Annotated in this window: 16 protein-coding genes; 8 read left to right on the top strand and 8 right to left on the bottom strand. The window is 74.0% G+C overall.

Annotated features, from left to right (window positions below; all coding sequences use genetic code 11):
* Positions 1–4: 4 nt before the first annotated feature.
* Positions 5–898 (bottom strand): SURF1 family protein, encoded by an 894-nt coding sequence (locus NHH00_RS05425; protein WP_253050855.1) that lies wholly within the window; start codon positions 896–898, stop codon positions 5–7.
* A 244-nt stretch (positions 899–1142) separates the two neighbouring features.
* Here NHH00_RS05425 and NHH00_RS05420 point away from each other — a divergent pair, with 244 nt between their 5' ends.
* From NHH00_RS05420 to NHH00_RS05400, 5 genes are all read left to right on the top strand, one after another.
* Complete coding sequence (locus NHH00_RS05420; protein ID WP_253050854.1) at positions 1143–3644, top strand: phosphoketolase family protein; 2502 nt, start codon at positions 1143–1145, stop codon at positions 3642–3644.
* Positions 3641–5854 carry a phosphate acetyltransferase gene (pta, locus tag NHH00_RS05415; RefSeq protein WP_253050853.1) on the top strand — a complete coding sequence of 738 codons (2214 nt, stop codon included), beginning with the start codon at positions 3641–3643 and terminating at the stop codon, positions 5852–5854. The genes NHH00_RS05420 and pta overlap by 4 nt, the downstream gene beginning before the upstream one ends.
* Positions 5851–7110, top strand: coding sequence for an acetate/propionate family kinase (locus tag NHH00_RS05410; RefSeq protein ID WP_253050852.1), 1260 nt, complete (start codon positions 5851–5853; stop codon positions 7108–7110). Before pta ends, NHH00_RS05410 begins: the two co-directional genes overlap by 4 nt.
* 16 nt (positions 7111–7126) lie before the next feature.
* Positions 7127–8068: a DUF4031 domain-containing protein gene (locus NHH00_RS05405; RefSeq protein WP_253050851.1), complete on the top strand. Its 942-nt coding sequence runs from the start codon at positions 7127–7129 to the stop codon at positions 8066–8068.
* Positions 8069–8192: 124 nt separating this feature from the next.
* Complete coding sequence (locus tag NHH00_RS05400; RefSeq protein ID WP_253050850.1) at positions 8193–8882, top strand: SanA/YdcF family protein; 690 nt, start codon at positions 8193–8195, stop codon at positions 8880–8882.
* 46 nt (positions 8883–8928) lie between these two features.
* Here NHH00_RS05400 and NHH00_RS05395 read toward each other — a convergent pair whose 3' ends face one another.
* From NHH00_RS05395 to NHH00_RS05380, 4 genes are read right to left on the bottom strand one after another with little or no spacing between them, the layout of a single operon-like run.
* Positions 8929–10572: a succinic semialdehyde dehydrogenase gene (locus NHH00_RS05395; RefSeq protein ID WP_253050849.1), complete on the bottom strand. Its 1644-nt coding sequence runs from the start codon at positions 10570–10572 to the stop codon at positions 8929–8931.
* Positions 10573–10581: 9 nt separating this feature from the next.
* Positions 10582–11643, bottom strand: coding sequence for a GNAT family N-acetyltransferase (locus NHH00_RS05390; protein ID WP_253050848.1), 1062 nt, complete (start codon positions 11641–11643; stop codon positions 10582–10584).
* Positions 11640–12245 (bottom strand): GNAT family acetyltransferase, encoded by a 606-nt coding sequence (locus tag NHH00_RS05385; protein ID WP_253050847.1) that lies wholly within the window; start codon positions 12243–12245, stop codon positions 11640–11642. Before NHH00_RS05385 ends, NHH00_RS05390 begins: the two co-directional genes overlap by 4 nt.
* An 8-nt stretch (positions 12246–12253) precedes the next feature.
* A complete protein-coding gene (locus NHH00_RS05380; protein WP_253050846.1) occupies positions 12254–13378 on the bottom strand; it encodes a GuaB3 family IMP dehydrogenase-related protein in 1125 nt (374 codons plus the stop codon).
* Positions 13379–13523: 145 nt separating this feature from the next.
* On the opposite strand from NHH00_RS05380, the gene NHH00_RS05375 reads away from it, so the two are divergent.
* Positions 13524–14225 carry an exonuclease domain-containing protein gene (locus NHH00_RS05375; protein ID WP_253050845.1) on the top strand — a complete coding sequence of 234 codons (702 nt, stop codon included), beginning with the start codon at positions 13524–13526 and terminating at the stop codon, positions 14223–14225.
* Positions 14226–14386: 161 nt separating this feature from the next.
* Complete coding sequence (locus tag NHH00_RS05370) at positions 14387–15922, top strand: helix-turn-helix domain-containing protein (protein WP_253050844.1); 1536 nt, start codon at positions 14387–14389, stop codon at positions 15920–15922.
* 54 nt (positions 15923–15976) lie between these two features.
* Here NHH00_RS05370 and NHH00_RS05365 read toward each other — a convergent pair whose 3' ends face one another.
* Positions 15977–16615 (bottom strand): Rid family hydrolase, encoded by a 639-nt coding sequence (locus NHH00_RS05365; protein WP_205207131.1) that lies wholly within the window; start codon positions 16613–16615, stop codon positions 15977–15979.
* A gap of 357 nt (positions 16616–16972) precedes the next feature.
* Between NHH00_RS05365 and NHH00_RS05360 the strand changes: the two genes are divergently transcribed.
* Entirely contained in the window at positions 16973–18586 is a 1614-nt protein-coding gene (locus NHH00_RS05360; RefSeq protein ID WP_253050843.1) for a flavin monoamine oxidase family protein, read from the top strand.
* 144 nt (positions 18587–18730) lie between these two features.
* Here NHH00_RS05360 and guaB read toward each other — a convergent pair whose 3' ends face one another.
* Together guaB and NHH00_RS05350 are read right to left on the bottom strand one after the other, a co-directional pair.
* Positions 18731–20260 carry an IMP dehydrogenase gene (gene guaB / locus NHH00_RS05355; protein WP_253050842.1) on the bottom strand — a complete coding sequence of 510 codons (1530 nt, stop codon included), beginning with the start codon at positions 20258–20260 and terminating at the stop codon, positions 18731–18733.
* An 82-nt stretch (positions 20261–20342) separates the two neighbouring features.
* The gene (locus NHH00_RS05350) at positions 20343–21476 is read right to left on the bottom strand and encodes a MerR family transcriptional regulator (RefSeq protein WP_253050841.1); all 1134 of its coding nucleotides are present in this window, start codon (positions 21474–21476) and stop codon (positions 20343–20345) included.
* Positions 21477–21483: the final 7 nt, after the last annotated feature.

Below are 21483 nucleotides of genomic sequence, written 5' to 3'. Positions count from 1 at the left end.
ACCCTCAGGAGGTCGACGTCGAGCCGGGCGGGTCGATCTCGGCGGGGTCCGGGAGGCCGGCGATGCCGCCGCCGTCACCGCGGGTGCGGCGCTTGCCGCCCGCCGCCTCGTCGCGCACCAGGCGGATCCACAGCAGCACGGCGAAGCCGCCGAACACCCACCACTGCAGCGCGTAGAAGAGGTTCTGGAGGTTGAGCCCGGTGCCGCCCTCGATCGTCGGGCGCGGGAGCTGGGCGGGGCCACGCTCGGCCGCGGACGGCTGCGTCGGGTCGGACGACAGGAGCACGAGGTACCCCGAGTACATCGGTCCGCCCCACTCGTTGACGAGCGCCCCGGTCGAGATGGCGTCCGTGAGCCCCGGGGCGGAGCCGCCCTGGCCGGCGGCCTCCGAGGCCTGGAGGTAGCCCGTGAGCCGCACGACGCCGTCCGGCGGGTCGAGCGCGGCACTCTCCTCGGGCGTCTCGACCCAGCCGCGGACCACGGGCAGCACGGGAGCGCCCGAGAGACCGGCCCACGACGCGCCCTGCGTCCCGTCGTCGGTCACGTGCAGCGGCGTGAGGACGAGGTAGCCCACCCGGCCGTCGAGCGCACGGTTCTCCACCAGGAGCTGGCCCTCCGGGTCGTACTCCCCCTCGACCCAGGCCTGCCGACCGACGAGCTCGCCCGGGAAGGAGGACTGCGGCGGGAGCAGCACCCCGACGCCCTCGGGCCCGGCGGCCTCGAGCTCCGCGGCCTCCTGCTGGGCCGCGAGCTCGGCCCGCTGCTGCGCGCGGTCGAGCTGCCAGACGCCGAGCCGTGCGCACACGGCGGCGGCCAGGAGGAACAGCACGAGCAGGCCGACCACGCGGGGCTGGCGGGCGACCGCCCAGAACGAACGCGGGGCGGTGGGCTCGGGCACGACCCCACGGTAGCCGGGCCTCGCGCGAGAACCCGCATCGCGGGCGACGGACCGGGCGAACCTCACACCGGTGCGGTCGGACGCGGTGGCGTGCGCGACCGGCTCCCGGGACCTAGGACCTTTTCTGCGGTCCTGGACGGACGTCACACCGCCCGGGGCCGTCACGGACCGTGCAGGGCCCCGGTCGATGCGGTTGTATGAAGCCGTAGTCGTTCACGAACCCTTCCCCCTGCAGGAGCGTGAGATGAGCACGACCACCGCCACCGAGTCCACCGCCTGGCGACCCGCCGAGGTCGCCCCCCTCGACGACGACACCCTGCGTCGCGTCGACGCGTGGTGGCGTGCAGCGAACTACCTGTCCGTCGGCCAGATCTACCTGCTCGACAACCCGCTGCTGCGCACGCCGCTGGACCGCGAGGACGTCAAGCCGCGCCTGCTGGGCCACTGGGGCACGACGCCCGGCCTGAACTTCCTCTACGCGCACCTCAACCGCGCGATCGCGCAGCGCCGCCAGTCGACGATCTACGTCGCGGGCCCCGGTCACGGCGGCCCCGGCCTCGTCGCGAACGCCTACCTCGAGGGCACGTACTCCGAGACGTACACGGACATCACGCAGGACACCGAGGGCCTGCGCCGCCTGTTCCGCCAGTTCTCCTTCCCGGGCGGGATCCCGAGCCACGTCGCGCCCGAGACGCCGGGGTCGATCCACGAGGGCGGCGAGCTCGGCTACGCGCTCTCCCACGCGTACGGCGCGGCGTTCGACAACCCGGACCTGCTGGTCGCGGCGGTCGTGGGCGACGGCGAGGCGGAGACGGGCCCGCTCGCGACGAGCTGGCACTCCAACAAGTTCGTCAACGCGCGCAACGACGGCGTCGTGCTGCCGATCCTGCACCTCAACGGGTACAAGATCGCCAACCCGACGGTGCTCGCCCGGATCAGCGACGACGAGCTGCGCGACCTCATGATCGGCTACGGCCACACCCCGTACTTCTTCACGGGCGGGTTCGACGGCGAGGACCACTTCGAGGTGCACCAGCGCTTCGCGCGGCTCCTCGACGAGGTGCTCAACCACATCGCGCAGATCAAGGCCGACGCCGCGGCCGGGAACGACGAGCGACCCGCGTGGCCGATGATCGTGTTCCGCACGCCGAAGGGCTGGACCTGCCCGCCCGTCATCGACGGCAAGAAGACCGAGGACTCGTGGCGCGCGCACCAGGTGCCGCTCGCGAGCGCGCGGGACACCCCGGAGCACCTCGACGTGCTGCGCGGCTGGCTCGAGTCGTACCGCGCGGACGAGCTCTTCGACGAGGGCGGTCGCCTGCGCGACGACATCGCCGCGCTCGCCCCCGAGGGCACGCTGCGCATGAGCGACAACCCGCACGCGAACGGCGGGCTGCTGCTCAAGGACCTGCGCCTGCCGGACTTCCGCGACTACGCGGTCGACGTCTCGGGACCGGGCGGCAACGTCGCCGAGGCGACCCGCGTGCTGGGTCAGTGGCTCACCGACGTGGTGCGGCTCAACCCCGACAACTTCCGGATCTTCGGGCCGGACGAGACCGCGTCGAACCGGCTCCAGGCCGTGTACGAGGTCACGGACAAGCAGTGGAACGCCGACTTCTTCGGGCCGGACGTCGACGAGCACCTCGCGCGTGCCGGCCGGGTCATGGAGATGTTGTCGGAGCACCAGTGCCAGGGCTGGCTCGAGGGCTACCTGCTCACCGGGCGGCACGGCCTGTTCACCAGCTACGAGGCCTTCATCCACATCGTCGACTCGATGTTCAACCAGCACGCGAAGTGGCTCAAGGTCACCAACCACATCCCGTGGCGGCGACCGATCGCGAGCCTCAACTACCTGCTGTCGAGCCACGTGTGGCGCCAGGACCACAACGGCTTCAGCCACCAGGACCCGGGCTTCATCGACCACGTCGTCAACAAGAAGGCCGAGATCGTCCGCGTCTACCTGCCGCCGGACGCCAACACCCTGCTCTCGACCTACGACCACTGCCTGCGCTCCCGCCAGTACGTGAACGTCGTCGTCGCGGGCAAGCAGCCGGCACCGCAGTTCCTGTCCATGGACCAGGCCGTCGCGCACTGCACGCGCGGGCTCGGCATCTGGGAGTGGGCCGGCACCGAGGTCGAGGGCGAGGACCCGGACGTCGTGCTCGGCGCCGCGGGCGACGTCCCGACGCTCGAGGTGCTCGCCGCGGCGGACATCCTGCGCCGCCGGATCCCGGACCTCAAGGTCCGGGTCGTCAACGTCGTGGACCTCATGCGGCTCCAGGACGAGAAGGAGCACCCGCACGGCCTGTCGGACAAGGACTTCGACACGCTCTTCACCGCGGACCGGCCCGTCATCTTCAACTACCACGGCTACCCGTGGCTGATCCACCGCCTCACGTACCGCCGCACCAACCACGCGAACATCCACGTGCGCGGCTACAAGGAGGAGGGCACCACCACCACCCCGTTCGACATGGCCATGCTCAACGACATCGACCGCTACCACCTGGTGATCGACGTCATCGACCGCGTGCCGTCCCTGCGCTCGACCTACGCGGGTCTGCGCCAGGAGATGGTCGACGCGCGGCTGACGGCCCGGCAGTACACCCGCGAGCACGGGGAGGACATCCCCGAGGTGCGCGACTGGGTGTGGCCGGACGTCGGCGAGACGGCGACCGAGCAGGGTGGCCCGCAGTACAACGGCGCGAGCGCCGCCGTGCAGGACACCGGAGGAGACAACGAGTGAGCGACACCGCTCGCAGCATCTACATCACCTCGCCCGAGGGCGAGACGGGCAAGTCCACGATCGCGCTGGGGGTCCTCGACCTGCTGGTCCGCAAGGTCCAGCGGGTGGGGGTCTTCCGCCCGGTCACCCGGGCCGCCGGCCCGGACGTGCAGGACTACGTGCTCGAGCTCCTGCTCGCGCACGACGGCGTGGACGTCACCGCCGAGCAGGCGATCGGCGTCACGTACGAGGACGTCCACGCCGACCCGGAGGCCGCGCTCTCGCAGATCGTGGCCCGGTACCACGAGGTCGCGCGGCAGTGCGACTTCGTCGTGGTGGTCGGGACGGACTACACCGACGTCGCGGGCCCGACCGAGCTGTCGTTCAACGCGCGCGTCGCGGCGAACCTCGGCGCGCCGGTCCTCCTCGTCGTCTCCGGCAAGGACCGCACGCCCGACGCCGTGGGCAACCTCATCGAGGTGAGCGTCGCCGAGCTGCGCTCCCAGCACGCGCAGCCGATCGGCGTCGTCGCGAACCGCGTCCAGCCGGACGACCTCGACGCGGTGCGCGCGCTGCTCGGGGCGCTCGGCCCCGACGGCGAGCCGCTCGCGCGGGCCGCGGGGACGCCGTCGGGCACGACGGCCGAGCCGGCCACGGGCGCGCACCTGCCCGGCTGGGCGGTGCCCGAGGACCCGTTCCTCGACGCACCGACCGTGCGCGCGCTCATGGAGGCCGTGGGCGGGACGCTCGCGTTCGGGGAGGAGGCGCTCCTGGGCCGCGAGGCGACGGACCTGCTCGTCGGCGCCATGTCGTTCGAGCACCTGCTGGACCGGCTGACCGACGGCGCGGTCGTCATCACGCCCGGCGACCGCGTCGACATCCTCATCGGGCTGCTCGCCGCGCACTCGGCGTCGGGCTTCCCCTCGCTCGCGGGCGTCATCCTCAACGGCGGGTTCTTCCCGCCGGAGTCCACGGCGCGCCTCGTCGCGGACCTCGACCCGAGCCTGCCGATCATCCGCACCGACCTGGGGACGTTCCGCTCGGCGAGCGCCGCCGCGAGCGCCCGCGGCCGCGTCACCAAGGAGTCGCAGCGCAAGGTCGACACGGCGCTCGCGCTGTTCGAGCAGAACATCGACGGCGCGGCGCTCCTCGCCGGCCTCGACGTGCCCCGGCCCGAGGTCGTCACGCCGCTCATGTTCGAGTACGAGCTGCTCTCGCGCGCCCGCGCGGACCGCAAGCACGTCGTGCTCCCCGAGGGCGACGACGACCGCATCCTGCGCGCCGCGTCCACGCTGCTCGGCCGCCAGGTCGCCGAGCTGACGATCCTCGGAGAGGAGCCCAAGGTCCGCGCCCGCGCGGCCGAGCTCGGCCTCGACATCGACGCCGCCCACGTCGTCAGCCCGCACGACCCGGGGCTCGTGGAGCGGTTCGCGGCGGAGTACGCCCGCCTGCGCGCCCACAAGGGCATCCGGCTCGAGGAGGCGCGCGAGCGCGTCCAGGACGTCTCGTACTTCGGCACGATGATGGTCCACCTCGGCCTCGCGGACGGCATGGTCTCAGGCGCCAAGCACACGACGGCGCACACCATCAAGCCGTCGTTCGAGATCATCAAGACGCAGCCGGGCGTGTCCGTCGTGTCGTCGGTGTTCCTCATGTGCCTCCAGGACCGCGTCCTCGTCTACGGGGACTGCGCGGTCATCCCGGACCCGACCGCGGAGCAGCTCGCGGACATCGCGATCTCCTCCGCGGCGACGGCGCAGCAGTTCGGCGTCGACCAGCGCGTCGCGATGCTGTCGTACTCGACCGGTGAGTCGGGGTCGGGTGCCGACGTCGACAAGGTGCGCCGGGGCACGGCCCTCGTCCGCGAGCGCCGCCCCGACCTGTTCGTCGAGGGCCCGATCCAGTACGACGCCGCCGTGGACGCGTCCGTCGCGGCGTCGAAGATGCCGGGCTCGGACGTCGCGGGCCGCGCGACGGTGTTCATCTTCCCGGACCTCAACACGGGCAACAACACCTACAAGGCGGTGCAGCGCTCCGCGGGCGCCGTCGCGGTGGGCCCGGTCCTCCAGGGCCTCAACAAGCCGGTGAACGACCTCTCGCGCGGCGCGCTCGTGCAGGACATCGTCAACACCGTCGCGATCACGGCGATCCAGGCGCAGGGGTCCGCGGCCCCTGCGCCGGCCGCCGACTCCACCCACGACTCCGGCCACTCCCGAGGAGCCACCTCATGACGATCCTGCCCGAGGGCGAGCGCCCCAACCCCTACAGCGCCTACGGGGCGCACGGGTCCGTGCTCGTCATGAACTCGGGGTCGTCCTCGCTCAAGTACCAGCTCGTCAACCCCGTCGGCGGCGAGGCGATCGCCGCAGGCACGATCGAGCGCATCGGCGAGGACACCGGCATCATCAAGCACCGGTTCGCCGGGAACACGACGACGCGCGAGGAGCCCGTCGCGGACCACGGCGTCGCCCTGCGCATCGCGCTGGGCCTGTTCGACGAGGTGGGGCCGACGCTCGCCGACGCGGACGTGTACGCCGTGGGCCACCGCGTGGTGCACGGCGGCGCGGTCTTCTCCGCGCCGGTCCTGGTGGACGACGACGTCGTCCGCCAGATCTCCGAGCTCTCCCCGCTGGCACCGCTGCACAACCCGCCGAACGTCAAGGGCATCGAGGTCGCGCGCGAGCTGCTGCCCGACGTGCCGCACGTCGCGGTGTTCGACACGGCGTTCTTCTCCACGCTGCCCGACGCCGCGGCCACGTACGCGCTGGACCGCGAGGTCGCGCAGGAGCACGGCGTGCGCCGGTACGGGTTCCACGGCACGAGCCACCAGTACGTGTCCGGCAAGGTCGCGCGCGTGCTGGGCCGCCGGATCGAGGGCCTCAACACGATCGTGCTGCACCTCGGCAACGGCGCGTCCGCGTCGGCCGTGCGCGGCGGCGTCGCGGTCGACACGTCGATGGGCATGACCCCGCTCGAGGGCCTCGTCATGGGCACGCGCACGGGCGACATCGACGCGGCCGTCGTGTTCCACCTCGCGCGCAACGCGGGCATGAGCATCGACGAGATCGACGTCCTGTTCAACAAGCGCTCGGGCGTCAAGGGCCTGTCGGGGGTCAACGACTTCCGCGAGCTGCGGCGGCTCATCGACGCCGGCGACGAGGACGCGCGCCGCGCCTTCGACGTCTACATCCACCGCCTGCGCAAGTACGTCGGCGCCTACACCGCCGTGCTCGGCCGGGTCGACGTCGTCGCCTTCACCGCGGGCGTCGGCGAGAACGACGCGGACGTGCGCGCCGCCGTCGTCGAGGGGCTCGAGCCGCTCGGCCTCGCCGTCGACCCGGAGCGCAACGCCGTGCGCTCCGGCGAGCCGCGCGTCATCTCGCCCGACTGGACGAGCACGCTCGTCATGGTCGTGCCGACGATGGAGGAGCTCGCGATCGCGCGCCAGTCCGTCGAGGTCGTCGAGGCGGCGTCGCGCGCGTCGTAGGTGGCATGCTCGGTCGGTGACCGTTCTCATCGACCCGCCGGCGTGGCCCGCGCACGGGACGCTGTTCAGCCACCTGGTGTCGGACGACTCGTTGGCCGAGCTGCACGCGTTCGCCGCGGGTATCGGCGTGAGCCGGCGGGCGTTCGACCTCGACCACTACGACGTCGCCGCCGAGCGGTACGACGCCGCGGTCGCGGCGGGAGCCGTCCCCGTCGGCGGGCGCGAGCTCGCGCGCCGGCTCGGGGCGTCCGGGCTGCGCGTGCCGGGCCGGGCGCGGCGCGCGGCGAAGGCCGACGCGCTGCTCGCCCGGTGGGACGCGCTCCTGCCCGGGGCCCGCGAGGTCGGCGTCGACCTCGTCGAGCGCTGGCACGAGCCGCACCGCGTCTACCACGGGCCGGAGCACCTCGTCCACGCGCTCGACTCGCTCGCGCTCCTGGAGGGGCGACCCCCCGGAGTGCCCGACGGCGCGAGCCCGCCCGGGCGCGAGCCCGTCGGCCCGGCGGCGAGCGACGCCGCGGCGACCCAGCTCGCGCTGTGGTTCCACGACGCCGTGCACGACGGCGTGGCGGGACGCGACGAGGAGCGCTCCGCCGAGCTCGCGCGTACCCGGCTCGCGGGCCACCTCGACACCGCGGTCGTCGACGAGGTCGTGCGGCTCGTGCTCGTGACGACGGACCACTCCCCCACGGCCGACGACCGGGCGGGTGCGCTCGTGTCCGACGCCGACCTCGCGATCCTCGGCTCCGCGCCGGACCGGTACGCGCGGTACGTCCGGCAGGTCCGCGCCGAGTACGCGCACGTGCCCGACGACGCCTTCCGTACCGGTCGCGCCGCCGTCCTGCGAGGACTGCTCGGTGGCGGCGTCCTGTTCCGCACCCCGCAGGGCACCGCCCGATGGGAGGACCGGGCCCGCCACAACCTCACCGACGAGCTCACGACCCTCACCACCCCCACCTAACCCTCGCCCCCGGCAACCCGCCGAACAGGTGGTCCTGGCGCGTCCCGGACGGCGGACGGGTCAGGACCACCTGTTCGGGGCGCCGTGTCGCCTGTCGGCGTTGTGGCGGCGCTAGGGTCGGGGCGTGAGCGACGACCCGACCTCCGGCCCGGCCGCGCAGTCCTCGACGTCGACGTCGTCCGGGTCGGGGGCCTCCCGTCGGGTCCCGCGCGACCGCCCCCGTCGGTCGCGGCGTCGGCGCGCGACGGTCTGGGTCGCGGCCGGCTTGGCGGTGCTCGTTCTGGCGCCGTTCGCCGTCGTGCAGGGCGTCGGGCGCGCGCACGTCGCCGACCGGGCGGACGTGCCGCCGAGCGACGCGATCGTCGTCCCGGGTGCGGGGCTGCGCCCCGACGGGTCGCCGTCGACGTACCTGCGACGTCGGCTCGACGCGGCCGCGGAGCTCTACGGCCGGGGCGTCGCGCCGGTCGTCCTCGTGAGCGGCGACGCGCACGACGACTACGACGAGCCCGGGTCGATGCGCGCGTGGCTGCTCGACCGGGGCGTCCCGGACGACGCGATCCTGCTGGACCGGGAGGGCTTCGACACGCACGCCACGTGCACGCGCGCGGTGTCGGAGTTCGGCGTCGGCACGGCGGTCGTGGTGACGCAGGGCTACCACCTGCCGCGCACGCTGTTCTCGTGCCGCGTCGCGGGTCTCGACGCGGTCGGGATCGGGGTCAGCGCGGCGAGCGTCGAGCCGTGGAAGGCCGTGCTCTACCGCGTGCGCGAGGTGCCCGCGGCGACGAAGGCCGTGCTCGACGCCGTGCGGCGCTGACGACGCGCGCCCGGCACCGTCGGGGAGCCGTGGCGGCGGAGGACGGTCAGGGCAGGCGCAGGCGACGCATGACGTCGAGCGCGGAGGTGAGCACCCTGCTGGGGAGCTCGCCGCCGATCTCGTAGAGCGTGTCGAGCGTGAGGCCCTGGTTCGCGCCGCGCTGCACGGAGATGGTCTGCGCCTCCGTGAGCGCCTCGATCCCCTCGCGGCCGTGCCGACGGCCGAGGCCGGACGCCTTGAACCCGCCCATCGGGGCGCCGACGGAGCCCCAGGCGGCGGAGTACCCGTCGTTGACGTTGACGGTCCCCGCCTCCACGCGGGCCGCGATCCGGCGGCCTCGCGCCACGTCGCGCGTCCACACGCTCGCGTTGAGCCCGAACTCGGAGTCGTTCATGACCCGCACGGCCTCGTCGTCGCTCGCGACCCGACGCACGGAGACGACGGGACCGAACGTCTCCTCGCGCGCGCACGCCGCGTCGTCGGGCACGTCGTCCAGCACCGTGGGTGCGTAGAACCACGGCCCGATGTCCGCGCGGTGCACGCCGCCCGCGAGGACGCGCGCGCCGCGCGCGATGGCGTCCTCGACGTGCGCGACCACGCGGTCGAGCTGCGCCTGCGACGTGAGCGAGCCCATGTCGGCGGAGTAGTCGAGCCCGGCGCCGAGGCGCATCTCGCGGACGAGCGGGACGAACTCGTCGAGGAACGCGTCCGCGACGTCCTCGTGCAGGACGAGCCGCTCGATCGAGACGCAGAGCTGGCCGGAGTTGGAGAAGCACGCGCGCACGGCGCCGCGCGCGGCGGCGCGCACGTCGGCGTCGGCCGCGACGTACAGGGGGTTCTTGCCGCCGAGCTCGAGCGTCGCGCCGATGAGGCGCTCTCCCGCCCGCGCGGCGACCTTGCGGCCGGTGGCCGTCGAGCCGGTGAACGCGATGTGGTCCACGTGGTCGGTCACCGCGGCGCCGACGTCTCCCCCGCCCGCGACGACGAGGAACAGGTCCGCGGGCAGGCCCGCCTCCTCGAGCAGCTCCGCGCCCCACAGCGCGGTGAGCGTCGTCTGCGGGTCCGGCTTGAGCACGACGGCGTTGCCCGCCACGAGCGCGGGCACGGCCTCGGCGAACGCGAGCGTCAGCGGGTAGTTCCACGGCGCGACGACTCCGACCACGCCCACGGGGCGACGGTGCACGCGCGTGCCGGTGAGCACGGGCAGCATCCCCGGCGCCCGCCGGTCGGCGAGGTAGCGCGGGCCGCGCCGCGCGTAGTGGCGCGTGAGGATCGCGACGTCGGCGACCTCCTCGAACGCGCTGCGGCGCGACTTGCCGGACTCCATCTGGATGAGGTCGAGGCCGTCGGACTGGCGCGCGAGCACGAGCTCGCCGAACCGCCGCAGCACGGCCGCGCGCTCCCGGACGGGGAGCGCCGCCCACGCCGGCTGCGCGGCCCGCGCCCGCTCGACAGCCCGCGCGACGTCCTCGACGGAGGACACCGGGAACGCGGCGAGCGGCGCGCCCGTGAAGGGCAGGACGGAGCGGTGCATGCCCGCCTCGTTGCTGGTGACGACGCGCTGCGCGAGCGGTGCGACGACGTCGGGCTCGAGCACGTACGTCGCCGCGGGGTTCTCGGGGTCGATCAGGCCGTCCAGCGCGGCGCCCTCGCCGGGTCCGCTGCCGGGGGTGCCGGATGAGCTCGTCATGGGGACAGGCTACGTCGTCGGACCGACAGGACCGGTGACGGGCAGCTCCCAGGTCGTGAGCACGGGGCGGAAGCCCTGGCGCGCCCAGAACGGCGCCGAGAGCGGGTTGAGGACGCCGTGGTGCAGGAGCACGACCGCGTCCTTCCCGGCGCGTTCCCGCACGCGCGCGAGCGCCGCGTCGACGAGCGCACCGCCGACCCCGGCGCCGCGCGCCGCGCCGGTCACGTGCAGGAGCACCAGGTAGGAGACCGGTCCGGCCGTGACCGTCCCGGCGACCGCCCCGGACCGCTCCGGCGGCTCGACCGCGACCACGCCCAGGACGTCCTCGCCTCGCTCCCCGGACGCGCCCCCGCGAGCCTCGGCCCGGGCCGCCGTCGCGACGAGGAACGTCGTGGCCGGGTTCGCCACCGCGCCCGCGACCTGGGTCGCGAGGTGCTCCCGGGCTCCGGGGCGCACCCGGGCCGCGCCCACGAGCTCGTCGTACGCGAGCTCGGCGAGCTGGTGCGCCACGAGCGCCGGGACGTCGTCGGCCGTCGCGTCGCGCACGACCGCACCGGCACGACCCCGCGACGCGGCGGGTGCCGTCCCGCGCCGCGCCGCCAGGTGGACGGTCGGGCGCATCCCGTGCGCGGCGAGCGCCGCGACGGCCTCGACGTCCCGGCTCGGCCACAGCAGGACCATGCCGTGGTCGCGCGGGGCCGGTCCCACCTGGCGCACGCCGTCGCCGTCGGGCGGAGTGCCCGGGTCCCCGGCGACGCGCGCCGCCCAGGCGGCGAGGAGCGCGGCGACCGCGCCCGGGACGTCGGGGCCGGCCGCCCGTGCGCGCAGCCGGTGCTCGCGCAGCGGGCGGAACAGCGCGGTCGACGAGTCGGCGCCGACGTCGCCGGCCGTGAGGAGACCCGCGGCCCGGGACCCGTCGGGCAGCCGGACCGCGAGCAGCCGCGCGTCGTCCGGCGTGGCGCCCAGGTCGGGGACCGCGACGAGCGGGTCGAGCGCGCGCACCCGCGCACGGTGCTCGGCCTCGAGCGCGGCCAGGTCGTCGGCGTCCGGCGCCCAGGCCGTGGTCGTCATCGCCCGGCGTCGCGCGCGTCCGCCGCGCCGAGCGGTCGACCGAGGACGACGCACTCCTGGTCGACGTAGCCGAGGCGCTCGTAGAAGCCGCGGACCGCGTCGTTGGTCGAGCGCACCATGAGGCGCACGGCGCGCGCGCCCTGCGCGGCGAGCCACGCCTCCGCCGCGACGACCGTGGCGCGACCCGTGCCGGTGCCCTGCAGGCGCGGGTCCACGGCGACGTAGTACAGCCAGCCGCGGTGCCCGTCGACGCCGGCCATCGCCGACGCGACGACCTCGCCCGCGCGGACGACGCCGCCGGGGTCGCCGTCGGCGGACGCCCGTCCCGGGAGGTCGCGCGTCGCCCGGCCCACGAGCACCGTGGACGTCTCCCCCAGCCGGGCGTCCGCGAGGTCGCGGTACGGGTCGTTCCACGGCCGGGTGAGGTCGCACGCGCGCCACAGGGCGACGACGTCCTCGACGTCGTCGTCCGCGACGTCCGCGAAGGCGACGTCCGCGTCCTGACCGCGGAGGCCGCCGTCGGGCGACTCCTCACGCGCCCGCCCGGGCACGGCGGCGCCCGCGCGCGTCAGCCGCGGTCCGTCCGCGACGCGCCCCGTCACGGTGCGGCTCAGCGCGGCTGGTACGGCGAGACGACGACCTCGACGCGCTGGAACTCCTTGAGGTCGGAGTACCCGGTCGTGGCCATCGCGCGCCGCAGGGCGCCGACGAGGTTGAGCGTGCCGTCGGCCTGGCGGCCCGGGCCGAAGAGGATCTCCTCGAGCGTGCCGGCGGTGCCGACGCGCACGCGCTCGCCGCGCGGGAGCTGTGCGTGGTGCGCCTCCGAGCCCCAGTGCCAACCCCGGCCGGGAGCCTCCTCGGCGCGCGCGAGCGCGGCACCGATCATCACGGCGTCCGCACCGCAGGCCACGGCCTTCACCAGGTCGCCCGAGCGGCCGACGCCGCCGTCGGCGATGACGTGCACGTACCGGCCGCCCGACTCGTCGAGGTAGTCGCGGCGCGCGGCCGCGACGTCCGCGACCGCCGTCGCCATGGGCGCGTGGATCCCGAGCGAGACGCGCGTGGTGTGCGCCGCGCCGCCCCCGAAGCCGACGAGGACGCCCGCGGCGCCCGTGCGCATGAGGTGCAGCGCCGCGGTGTACGTGGACGCGCCGCCGACGACGACCGGGACGTCGAGCTCGTAGATGAACCGCTTGAGGTTGAGCGGCTCCGCGACGCCGGAGACGTGCTCGGCCGAGACGGTCGTGCCCCGGATGACGAAGAGGTCGACGCCCGCGTCGACGACGGTCTGGTAGTGCTCCTGGGTACGCTGCGGCGACAGGGCGCCGGCGACCGTGACGCCCGCGGCGCGGATCTCCTTGAGGCGCTGCGTGATGAGGTCCGGCTTGATGGGCTCCGCGTAGATCTCCTGCATGCGCCGCGTCGCCTCGAGCGGCTCGAGCGCCGCGATCTCCTCCAGGAGCGCGGTGGGGTCGTCGTAGCGCGTCCAGAGGCCCTCGAGGTCGAGCACGCCGAGGCCGCCGTGGTTGCCGAGCGCGACGGCCGTGGCCGGGCTCATCACCGAGTCCATGGGCGCCGCGAGGATCGGCAGCTCGAAGTGGTACGCGTCGATCTGCCAGCCGACCGACACCTCCTTCGGGTCGCGCGTGCGCCGGGACGGCACGACCGCGACGTCGTCGAAGGAGAACGCGCGCCGACCGCGCTTGCCACGTCCGATCTCGATCTCGTTGCTCACCGGGCCAGCCTACCGGCGGGCCGTGCCCGTCACCTGCACGACCGCCGTGTGGGTGGGCGCTGGCAGGGTGACGCTCGTCGCCGGGACGTCCGGCGGCACCGGCCGCGACGCGCGCCGGGACCCGAGCGAGACCCCGAGGTGCACCATGACGACGACGCCCTGGACGGCGGGACCGCTCCTCGGTCTCGACACCGAGACCACGGGCGTCGACGTGGACGTCGACCGGATCGTCACCGCGGCCCTCGTCCTGCGCGAGCCCGGGTCGACGCACGTGCGGACGTGGCTCCTCGACCCCGGCGTCGAGATCCCCGCCGAGGCGACGGCGATCCACGGCGTCACGACGGCGCACGCGGCTGCCCGCGGTGGGGTGCCGGCCGAGGCGCTGGAGGAGATCGCGACGCTCGTCGTCGACGCCCAGCGCGACGGCGTCCCGCTCGTCGCGTACAACGCCGCGTTCGACCTCTCGCTCCTCGACGCGGAGCTCGTCCGGCACGGCCTGCCGACCCTCGCCGCCCGGCTCGGCCGGCCCGTGCGCCCGGTGCTCGACCCGCTCGTGCTCGACCGGGCGTGGGACCCGGCGCGCGAGGGCAAGCGCCGGCTCGTCGACCTCTGCGCGCGCTACGAGGTGCTCGACGTCGGTCCGCTGCACACGGCGGACGCCGACGTCCTCGCCACGCTGGACCTCCTCGACGCCCTCGCGCGCGCCTTCCCGGACCTCGGCGCCCTGGGCCCCGACGCCCTCCACGACCTGCAGGTCGCGGCGCACCGCCGCTGGGTCGACGCGCTCGACCCCGAGCGAGAGCCGCCCTACGTCGGGGCCGGCGCGGACGGTCGCTGGCCCTCGTAGCGGACGAGCGACGACGAGCCGGGCAACGGGGCCACGCGCCCGCGAGCACGTTCGCACCTATCTCACGACACGGATGGAGATCCTGTGACGAACGCGTGATCTCGGCACGACCACGCCGCGTCGGCGCGTGAATATCTCATCCATGAGTTATCGTCGCTCGCATGACAGCGATCGACGACGCCCCCCTCACGCAGGTCGGCACGCTCATCCGCGGCGCCCGCCAGAACCGGGGCCTCACGCAGACCCAGCTCGCCGAGCGGCTCGGCACGAGCCAGAGCGCCGTGCACCGCATCGAGCAGGGCGCCCAGAACCTCAGCCTCGAGATGCTCAACCGCATCAGCCTCGCGCTCGACTCCGAGATCATCAGCCTCGGCGGGCCCAAGCACGCGCACCTGCGCGTCCAGGGCGGCCACACCCTGTCCGGGCGCATCGACGTCAACTCCTCGAAGAACGGCGCGGTCGCGCTCCTGTGCGCGTCGCTGCTCAACCGGGGTCGCACGACCCTGCGCGGCGTCGCCCGCATCGTCGAGGTCGACCGCATCGTCGACGTGCTGCGCTCCATCGGCGTCCGCGCGACCTGGACGACCGGCGGCCGCGACCTCGAGATCGTCGTGCCCGACCAGCTCGACCTCGCCGCGATCGACGTCGACGCCGCGCGACGCACCCGCTCGATCATCATGTTCCTCGGCCCGCTGCTCGGGCTCCGGGACGCGTTCGAGCTCCCGTACGCCGGTGGCTGCGACCTCGGCACGCGCACCGTGGAGCCCCACATGATCGCGCTGCGGCCGTTCGGCCTCGCGGTCACGGCGACGGGCGGCAACTACCACGCGACGGTCGCGCCGGCGTCGGGCACGGACCTGTCGGTCGTGCTCACCGAGCGCGGCGACACCGTCACCGAGAACGCGCTCATGGCCGCGGCCCGCCGCGACGGCGTGACGACGATCCGCAACGCCAGCCCCAACTACATGGTCCAGGACCTGTGCTTCTACCTCGAGCTGCTCGGCGTCCGGGTGGAGGGCATCGGCACGACGACGCTGCGCGTCCACGGCCGCACCGACATCGACGTGGACGTGGAGTACGCCGTCTCGGAGGACCCGGTCGAGGCGATGAGCCTGCTCACGGCGGGCATCGTCACCGGCTCCGAGATCACGGTCGCGCGCGTCCCGATCGAGTTCATGGAGATCGAGCTCGCGACCCTGTCCGAGATGGGCCTGCGCTACACGCAGAGCACCGAGTACCTGTCCCGCAACGGCCGGACGCGCCTCGTCGACGTCACCGTGCACCCGAGCGAGCTGCACGCCCCGATCGACAAGATCCACCCCATGCCGTTCCCCGGCCTCAACATCGACAACCTGCCGTTCTTCGCGGTCATCGCCGCGAACGCGCAGGGCACGACGCTCATCCACGACTGGGTCTACGAGGGCCGTGCGATCCACCTCACCGACCTCACGCGCCTCGGGGCGGACGTGCGGCTCCTGGACGCCCACCGGCTCCAGGTGACGGGCCCGACGCGCTGGTCGGGCGCCGAGGTGAGCTGCCCGCCGGCGCTGCGCCCCGCCGTCGTGATCCTCCTCGCGATGCTCGCCGCGAAGGGCACCTCGGTCCTGCGCGGGGTGGACATCATCGCGCGCGGCTACGAGGGCCTCACGGAGCGCCTGCGCGAGCTCGGCGCCAACATCGAGACCTTCCGCGACTGAGCCGACGACCGACGCGACGGGCCGGCACCCTCGGGGGCGCCGGCCCGTCGTGCGTCACTTCGGGTAGACCGCGTCCACCTCGACCTCCACGAGCCAGCCGTTCACGGGAAGGTTCTCGATCTCGAGGGCGAACCGCGACGGCCGCGCGGCGTTGACGACCATCGGCGCGGTGGTGGCGGAGCCGAGCTGGACGTCGATCGGCTTCCCGGTCGCGAGGTTCGTGTTCGCGAAGAACTGCCGGTAGGCGCGGTTCCAACCGGCGAAGTCCATCTTCTCCTGCCCCGCGGGGTTCTGGAGGAACACGCGCATGGACACGACGTCGTCGTAGGACAGCCCGGCCCGCTCGAGGTTCTCGCCTATCCGCATGAGGACGTTGATCCCCTGCGCCTCGGTGATGGTCACGCCCGCCGGCAGCACCCCTCCGGGGAACACGTCGGTGGGGATGTAGCGCTCCTCGGCGCCGGCCCCCGGCGCCGTGTTCATCGCGGAGGGCCCGAGGCCCGAGGACTTGTACCAGGCGACGTTCTTGCCGAACGCGACGCCGTCGGCGATCGACGGGGTGTCGCCGGTGACGAACGAGAAGGACTCGGTGGGCTTCGGCTCGAAGAGCTTCCCTGCGGCGACGGCGGTCCCGGGCACGGCGACGGCGGCGGTGACGGCGACGGCGACGACGACCTTGGTGCGGTTCTTCATGCAGGCCTCCTGGCGGGGACGGCGGGCGCCACCCTGACGCCCGCTCCGGCGGGCCGCGACGGCCGCCGGAGCGGTGACGCTAGACGCGCACCGTTTCGGGGGCGTGACGGGCGCGTGTCGGCTCGTCGCCCGGCGGTCGGGCGCCGGCAGCGCGCGCCGCACCGCCCCGTGACCAGGCACGACGGCGCCGACACGAGACGTTTACGCGAGCCGCCGCGTGTTGACGGGCGCGAAACGCACCGGACCCACGTTCGCGACGACGCGTGCCTAGCGTCGGCCGCGGTGCTGACGGCGGCACCCGGCATCGTGGGCCGGGCCGTCCGCCCGTCAGGCCGTGGACGAGAGGGCTCCAGCCACATGGTCACTGACGAGAAGACGTCCGGCGTCTCGCGCCGCAGCTTCCTCCAGGCCGTCGGGGTCGGCTCCAGCGCCGGCGTCATGTTCGCGACGATGGGGGCGGTCGGGCTCGCGCCGACGGCCGCCGCGCAGCCACGGAACGAGTCGTGGACGCCGCCGCAGGGCAGCGACTTCAGCCTGACGGGTCGCTCCGCCAAGAAGGTCGTCGTCGTGGGCGCCGGACCCGCGGGTCTCGCCTCGGCGTACGAGCTGCAGAAGGCGGGGTACCGGGTCACGGTGCTCGAGGCGCGCCACCGGCCCGGCGGCCGGACGCTGACGATACGTGGGGGCGACTCCGAGACGGACGTCAACGGCGTCACCCAGAAGGCCCGGTTCTCCGACGGCGTGTACATGAACGCCGGCGCGGGCCGCATCGCGCAGTGGATGGTCACCATGGACTACCTGCGCGAGCTGGGCGTCCCCTACGAGGTGTTCACCAACGCGAACGCCGACGCCTACCTGTACAACGAGCGCTCGGGCGCCACCCCCGGCAACCCGGTCCGGTACCGCACGGCGAAGGCGGACGTGTTCGGCTACACGTCCGAGCTGCTGAGCTACGCGACCGACCAGGGCGCGCTCGACCAGAAGCTCACGGCCGCGGACAAGGAGAACCTGCGGGCGTTCCTCCGGTCCTGGGGGTCGCTGCAGTCCGACGGCAGCTACCGCGGCGGCGACAACCGCGGGTTCTCGGTCTACCCGTCCGCCTGGAACGAGCACGGCACACCGCTCCCCGGCCCCGGCACGGTCTCGGAGGTGCTCGCGTCGAAGGTGGGCCAGTACTTCCCGTTCGAGATCAACTGGGAGCAGTCGATGCTCATGTTCCAGCCGAAGGGCGGCATGGACACGACCTACGACTACTTCGTGCGGGCCATCGGCAAGCAGAACGTCCTGTTCAGCTCGCCGGTCACCGGCGTGCAGAACACCACGAGCGGCGTCACGGTCACCTACACCGCGCCGAACGGCAAGACCCGCCAGGTCGACGCGGACTTCGCGATCGTCGCCGCGCCCGCGGGGCTCATGCGCCGCTGGGACACGAACTGGGGCCCGGACATCGACGCCGCCCTCGGCGAGTTCGCGATCGGCTCGCCGGCGGGCAAGATCGGGCTCGAGTACCGCTCGCGGTTCTGGGAGGACGACCACCGGATCTTCGGCGGCATCACCGAGACCGACATGGACCTCGCCCACGTCTGGTACCCCTCCTACGGGTACGGCGAGCGCCGTGGACTCGTCGTCGGCTACTACAACACCGGGGCCAACGCGCGCGCCTACGCCGACATGACGCCGCGGCAGCGCGAGATGCGCGCCGTCGAGCAGGGCGTGAAGATCCACGGCGAGAAGTACCGGACCGAGCTGGAGAGCTCGTTCTCCATCGCGTGGCACAAGGTGCCCTACATCGAGGGCGCGTGGGCCTACCCGAACACGCAGTCGTCGCGCTTCAAGCAGCTCCAGCAGGGCGCGGGGAACGTGTACTTCGCGGGCGACTGGATGTCCGAGATCTCGGCGTGGCAGCACGGCGCGTTCTGGGCCGCCCGGTACGCCGTGCAGGCCCTGCACACGCGCGTCATGACGTCGTGAGCCCGGCGGCGCACCCACCGGACGGACCCTCCGTCTGACGCGGCACGCGGACGACGACGTGTCCGCGGCGCGACGACGGCCCGGCACCCGGCACCCGGAGGGGTGCGGGACGCCGGGCCGTCGTCGTGCGGGCGGTGGTCCGCCTCAGAAGCCGGTGTAGTTGGGGGCCTCGACGGTCATCTGGACGTCGTGCGGGTGGCTCTCCTTGAGCGACGCCGACGTGATGCGGATGAAGCGGCCCTTCTCCTGGAGCTCCGGGACGGTCCGCGCGCCGACGTAGAACATCGTCTGGTGCAGGCCGCCGACGAGCTGGTGCGCGACGGTGCCGAGCGAGCCCTTGTACGCGACCTGGCCCTCGATGCCCTCGGGGACGATCATGTCGTCGCTCGTGACCTCGGCCTGGAAGTAGCGGTCCTTCGAGTACGACTTCTTGCCGCGCGAGGACATGGCGCCCATGGAGCCCATGCCCCGGTACGCCTTGTACTGCTTGCCGTTCACGAGGATCGTGTCGCCGGGCGACTCCTCGGTGCCCGCGAGCATCGAGCCGAGCATCACCGACTCCGCGCCCGCGACGATGGCCTTGCCGATCTCGCCCGAGTGGCGCATGCCGCCGTCCGCGATGACGGGCACGCCCGCCGGGCGCGCGGCGAGCGACGCCTCGTAGACCGCCGTGACCTGCGGGACGCCCACGCCGGTGACGATGCGCGTCGTGCAGATGGAGCCCGGGCCGACGCCGACCTTGACCGCGTCCGCGCCCGCGTCGACGAACGCCTGGGCGCCCTCGCGCGTCGCGACGTTGCCGCCGATGACCTGGACGTCGCGCGTCGCCGGGTCGGACTTCAGGCGCGCGACCATCTCGATGAGCATGCGCACGTTGCCGTGCGCGGTGTCCGCGACGAGCACGTCGACGCCCGCGTCGATGAGCGTCGTGGCGCGCTGCCACGCGTCGCCGAAGTAGCCGATCGCGGCGCCGACGAGCAGGCGGCCCTGGCCGTCCTTCGACGCGTTCGGGAACTGCTCGGACTTGACGAAGTCCTTGACCGTGATGAGCCCGGTGAGGCGCCCGTCCGCGTCGACGAGCGGCAGGCGCTCGAGCTTGTGCTTGCGCAGGAGCGCGGTCGCCTCCTCGCGGGAGATGCCCGCCGGGCCCGTGATGAGCGGCTGGGGCGTCATGACCTCGTCGACCTTCGTCGTCGCCCACTCGGCGACGGGCGTGAAGCGCAGGTCGCGGTTGGTCACCATGCCGATGAGGCGGCGCTCGGCGTCGAGGACCGGGAAGCCGGAGATCCGGTACTCGCCCGCGGTCTTGTCGAGCTCCTCGAGCGTCGCGTCCGGGCCGATGGTCACCGGGTTGTCGATGATCCCCGTCTGCGTGCGCTTCACCAGGTCCACCTGGAGCGCCTGGTCCTCGATGGACAGGTTGCGGTGGAGGACGCCGATGCCGCCCTGGCGCGCCATCGCGATCGCCATGCGCGACTCGGTGACGGTGTCCATGGCCGCCGAGACGAGCGGGACGCGGATCGAGATCTCACGCGTCAGGCGCGTCGTCGTGTCGATGTCCGACGGCGCCAGGTCCGAGTAGCCGGGCTGCAACAGGACGTCGTCGTAGGTGAGACCCAGGAAACCGAAGGGGTCGCGGTCGGGAGCGGCGGCGGGGACGGGCGAGGCGGTCACACCAGGATTCTACGCCGCGGGGCCCTCCCGTATTCCCGCACCGTCCGCGCACCGGCGCCCGCGCGACGCCCCGCCCGACACCTCAGCGGACGACCGCGAGGAGCTCGTGCAGGAGCCCCGGGAAGCTGCGCACGCGGTGCACCGTCGCGGCGAGCGGGAGGTCGCCGGCGGCCTCGTCGCTCGGGAGCCCGACGAAGAACGGCAGGCTCGGGTTCGCCTCGTGCGCGGCGTGGACGATCCCCAGGTCGGGGCGCGCCTGGGTCGTCACCATGGCGACCGCCGAGGGCCGCACCATCGTGACGATCTCGAGCGTGCGGTGGACGTTCGCCGGCCCGGTGACGATGCGGGCCATCGCGCCGTGCGACGCGAGCGACGCGGCGAGGGCGTGCGCGGCCAGGGGCAGCGGCTCGTCCGGCGCCGCGAACACGAGGACGATGCGGCGCATGCGGCTCGGGTGGTTGCGGGGCGGGCCGCCGGCCGCGACGATCGCGTCCTCGCTCGCCTGCGTGTACTCGCGCAGCGCGCCCAGCGTCGCGTTGGCGAGCACGACCTCCGGGACCTCGCCCGGGCCGGCGAGCACGGTGCGCTCGGCGAGCCGCTCGAGCGCCGGCTCGACGAGGTCGGACCACCAGGCCGCGGGGTCGCCGCCCGCGGGGATCCGCAGGAGCCGGTCGCACGTGCGCTGGTCGTAGGCGATCGCGGCGTCGACGACGTCGGACACGCGCGTGGGCCGCGGGGCCTCCCGCACGCCGAGGGCGCGCGGCGCGGTCCCCCGCGCGCCTTCTCCGCCCGGCACCGCGCGCAGGAACGGGCGCGACGGCGCAGCGGGCTCGGGGGCCGCGTCGTCCGCGTCGAGGTCGTCGTCGGCGTCGGTGCCGCCCTCGGCGCCGTGCTCGTCGAACGAGACGGCACCGCGGTGCGCGTCGAGCTCGTCGTCGTCGGCGGCCAGGGCCGCGCGGGCCGCGTCGGCGGGCGCGACGCCGTCGAGCGTGAGGCGCCGCATGACGACCAGGCGGGCGACGTCGTCGTCCGTGTAGCGCCGGTGGGAGCCCGCGCGGTGCTGCGAGGGCCCGAGGCCGTAGCGGCGGTCCCAGGTCCGCAGGGTCGCGGGCGCGACGCCGAGCCGACGCGCGACGGCGGCGACGGCGAGGCCGGGGTTCGTGGACATGCTCGGTCGGGCTCCCTCGGGGTCGGGGGCGGACCGGACGGAGGTCATGGATCGA

The organism is Cellulosimicrobium cellulans (assembly GCF_024124905.1).
Classification (GTDB): Bacteria; Actinomycetota; Actinomycetes; order Actinomycetales; family Cellulomonadaceae; genus Cellulosimicrobium; species Cellulosimicrobium cellulans_G.
Note: the sequence above shows the minus strand (reverse complement) of the source record. Positions and strands in the feature narration are given on the sequence as shown.